Below are 2,237 nucleotides of genomic sequence, written 5' to 3' on the forward strand. Positions count from 1 at the left end.
GCCGGGGGCCGGCCCCCCCCCCCCGCGGCCCCCGCGCGGCCCGGGGGGGCCGCGCGCCGCCGGCGGGGCGCGGGGGGCCGCGGAGGCCGGTCGGCGGGGCCGGGATCAGCCGCGGACGAGCGCCAGGGCGCGGTCCAGCAGCTCCACCGGGTCGGCGCCGGCCGGCCGGTCCAGCCAGTGGATGCGGTCGTCCCGGCGGAACCACGCCTCCTGGCGCCGGGCGAACTTGCGGGTGGCCCGGACCGTCTCGGCGCGGGCCTCGTCCTCGGTGCAGTCGCCGGCGAAGAAGGCGAGCACCTGCTGGTAGCCGAGCGCCCGCGAGGCGGTCTTCCCGCCGCGCAGCCCGGCCTTCTCCAACTCCCTTACCTCGTCCAGGAGTCCGGCCTCCCACATACGGTCGACCCGCAGCTCGATCCGCTCGTCGAGTTCGGGGCGCGGCACCCGGACGCCGATCTGCACCGCGTCGTACACCGCGGTGTGCCCGGGCAGGTTGGCGGTGAACGGCAGGCCGGTGATCTCGATGACCTCCAGCGCGCGGACGATGCGGCGGCCGTTGCTGGGCAGGATCGCCGCGGCCGCGGCCGGGTCCAGGCCGGCCAGCCGGCCGTGCAGCGCACCGGGGCCCGCCTCGGCGAGCTCCGCCTCCAGCCGGGCCCGGACGTCCGGGTCGGTGCCCGGGAACTCCATCTCGTCGATCGCCGCCCGGACGTACAGCCCGGAGCCGCCGACCAGGACCGGCGTGCGGCCGGCCGCGAGCAGCCGGTCCATCTCGGCACGGGCCAGGCGCTGGTACTCCGCGACGCTGGCGGCCTCGGTGACGTCCCAGATGTCGAGCAGGTGGTGCGGCACGCCGCCGCGCTCGGCGACGGTGAGCTTGGCGGTGCCGATGTCCATGCCCCGGTAGAGCTGCATCGAGTCGGTGTTGACCACCTCGCCGCCGAGGGCGCGGGCGAGGGCGACGGCGAGGTCCGACTTGCCGGCGGCGGTCGCGCCGACCACCGAGACGACGCGGGGCGGGGTGGGGGTAGGGCTGCTCACCCGTCCAGTCTCCCAAATCGGCCGGGGCGCCCGGACGGCAGTGGATACGACCGGTTCGTCCCGGTTTGCCCGGGAGAACAACCGGGCACAACCGAGCGTTGGAGGAGATGGGGGGAGCCCCACCGGACGAGGAGACGCGCGATGGGTCTGAAGGACACGCTCAAGGGCAAGGCCGACGAGCTCAAGGACAGGGCGAGCGAGCTGGCCGGCAAGCACAACGAGAAGATCGACGACGTCGTCGACAAGACCGGCCACGCGGTCGACAAGGCCACCAAGCACAAGTACAGCGAGAAGATCGAGCACACCACGGCCAAGGCCAAGCACGCGGTCGACGAGTTCGCGACCAGGCCCGGCCCGGACGGGCACTCCTGAGCGGCGGGAGCGCTCAGCTCCAGGAGGCCACCAGGTAGCCGACCCCGTACGGCGCCTCGTCGTAGTGCAGCCGCCCGGTCAGGCCGGCGCCCTCCGCGGCGCCGGCCAGCACCTGCCAGGGCGCCCGCCCGTCGGCCCCGAGCTCGGCGGACAGCTGCGGGTCGAGGGCGGCCAGCGCGGCCGTGTCGGCGGCCGCCAGGGCCGCGGCGGCGGCCGCGTCGTACGCCGCGGCGCGCTCGTCGAAGTAGCCCGGCGCCTTGACCGAGCGGCAGGCGCTGCCGCCGCCCAGCACGAGCAGGCCGACCCGGTCGGCGAGCTCGGCCAGGCCCCGGCCGAGGCCGGCCAGCCGCTCGGGGGCGGTGTCGGGGCGGACGGCGCAGGCGTGGGTCGGCAGCGCGGCGCCGGCCTCGGCCAGCAGCCAGGCCCCCACGGTGAGGGAAGGCGCGAGCTCGGGGCCCTGGACGCCGGCCGCGGGCAGCCGCACCGCGAGGTCCACCCCGTAGCGGCGGAAGGAGCCGGCCCCGCCCTCCGTCCAGACCTCGGCCCTGGGGCCTGCACCGACCAGGACGACCAGTTCGGCCCCGGAGTCCAGCAGGCCGCCGACGGCCTCGGCGCAGGCGGCCCGCAGCCCGTCCAGCTCGGCGGCGGCGCCCGACGCCACCTCCGGGACGATCAGCGGCGGACAGGGGCACACGGCAGCGGCAACCAGCATGGTGATCACTCTAGTGCGGGCCCGCGGCGCCGCCCGGGAAGGGGCGCGACGGGGGCGGCCGCCGGGCCGCCCCCGTGGACGCGGGGCGTGAGTCGGATCCGCAGCCCGGGGCCGC

General features: G+C 77.2%; 3 protein-coding genes. 1 reads left to right on the forward strand and 2 read right to left on the reverse strand.

Annotation, left to right across the window (positions count from 1 at the left end):
- Positions 1-105: 105 nt before the first annotated feature.
- On the reverse strand, positions 106-1,038 hold the full coding sequence (miaA, locus tag ACFV0G_RS29540) for a tRNA (adenosine(37)-N6)-dimethylallyltransferase MiaA (protein WP_380554661.1): 933 nt from the start codon (positions 1,036-1,038) through the stop codon (positions 106-108).
- Between the two features lie 141 nt (positions 1,039-1,179).
- Here miaA and ACFV0G_RS29545 point away from each other — a divergent pair, with 141 nt between their 5' ends.
- The gene (locus ACFV0G_RS29545; RefSeq protein ID WP_380554664.1) at positions 1,180-1,410 is read left to right on the forward strand and encodes an antitoxin; all 231 of its coding nucleotides are present in this window, start codon (positions 1,180-1,182) and stop codon (positions 1,408-1,410) included.
- A 13-nt stretch (positions 1,411-1,423) separates the two neighbouring features.
- Here the strand turns inward: ACFV0G_RS29545 and ACFV0G_RS29550 are convergent, their stop codons facing one another.
- Complete coding sequence (locus ACFV0G_RS29550) at positions 1,424-2,122, reverse strand: hypothetical protein (protein WP_380554667.1); 699 nt, start codon at positions 2,120-2,122, stop codon at positions 1,424-1,426.
- Positions 2,123-2,237 lie beyond the last annotated feature (115 nt).

Source organism: Kitasatospora sp. NPDC059571, assembly GCF_042735675.1.
Taxonomy (GTDB): Bacteria; Actinomycetota; Actinomycetes; order Streptomycetales; family Streptomycetaceae; genus Kitasatospora.

Excerpts from the sequence above, each read along its gene's own strand:
- ACFV0G_RS29545 (WP_380554664.1), top strand. The coding sequence starts at position 1,180 with ATGGGTCTGAAGGACACGCTCAAGGGCAAGGCCGACGAGCTCAAGGAC.
- ACFV0G_RS29550 (WP_380554667.1), bottom strand. The coding sequence starts at position 2,122 with ATGCTGGTTGCCGCTGCCGTGTGCCCCTGTCCGCCGCTGATCGTCCCG.